Here is a 1,000-nt window from a genome sequence, read left to right as displayed (position 1 = left end):
GGTGCCGACCAGGGTGTCCGGGTAGGCCTGGCCGCCCCGGACCATGACGGTGCGGGCCAGGTGCTCGATGTTCACCTGGTGGACGATGCCGGTGCCGGGGGGTACGACCTTGAACTCGTCGAACGCGGTCTGGCCCCAGCGCAGGAACTGGTAACGCTCCTTGTTGCGGCCGTACTCCAGCTCGACGTTCTGCTTGAAGGCGTCGTTGGTGCCGAACTTGTCGGCGATGACGGAGTGGTCGATGACCAGCTCGGCCGGGGCCAGCGGGTTGATCTTCGCCGGGTCGCCGCCGAGCTCCTTGACGGCCTCACGCATGGTGGCGAGGTCGACGACACAGGGGACGCCGGTGAAGTCCTGCATGATCACGCGGGCGGGCGTGAACTGGATCTCCTGGCTGGGCTGGGCCTGGGAGTCCCAGCTGCCGAGGGCGCGGATGTGGTCGGCGGTGATGTTCGCGCCGTCCTCCGTGCGGAGCAGGTTCTCCAGCAGCACCTTCAGGCTGTACGGAAGGCGAGCCGAGCCTTCCACCTTGTCCAGCCGGAAGATCTCGTACGACTCGTCGCCCACCTGCAGCGTGCTGCGGGCGTCGAAGCTGTTCGCCGACACGACAGTCTCCTTCATTGATGTGCGCGTACCACCATGATCCTGCCGCCACGCCGACTTGGCCGATCCACTAAGGTAAGGCTAAGTTAGGTAACCCTTACTCGGGTGGCGGTCCCGATGCGCCTGGCAGATATCTCGATGTCGAGATAACTCTAGTACACCAGGGCCGGATGGTCATGCCCGGGCGCCGCACCCGGCGAACGGGACGGTGATCGTAGACGGATCGCGCGCGGGGACTGCGGACGGACAGATGGTGCGGCCGAGTCTGTCCGGCGGAGAGCCGGTGGGGTTCGCCCTCCCGGCCCGCAACGGCTACAAGGCCGGGTGGTGGCATGGTAGCGGTCGATGAGGCGGCGGGCCGCTGTGGGGTGCAGCATCGCCGAGCCGGCCGCGACCA

Annotated in this window: 1 protein-coding gene and 1 pseudogene; both read right to left on the bottom strand. The window is 67.1% G+C overall.

All coding sequences use genetic code 11. The annotated features are described in order from the left end of the window. The coding region (locus ABZ646_RS47290) for an aconitase family protein (protein WP_360534138.1) at window positions 1-621 on the bottom strand (621 nt) is incomplete at its 3' end. A 299-nt stretch (window positions 622-920) separates the two neighbouring features. Continuing rightward, window positions 921-1,000: pseudogene (locus tag ABZ646_RS47285) on the bottom strand (DNA-binding response regulator); the annotation flags it as partial.

The sequence above is a fragment of the Streptomyces sp. NPDC007162 genome (genome assembly GCF_040634175.1).
Taxonomy (GTDB): domain Bacteria; phylum Actinomycetota; class Actinomycetes; order Streptomycetales; family Streptomycetaceae; genus Streptomyces.
Note: the sequence above shows the minus strand (reverse complement) of the source record. Positions and strands in the feature narration are given on the sequence as shown.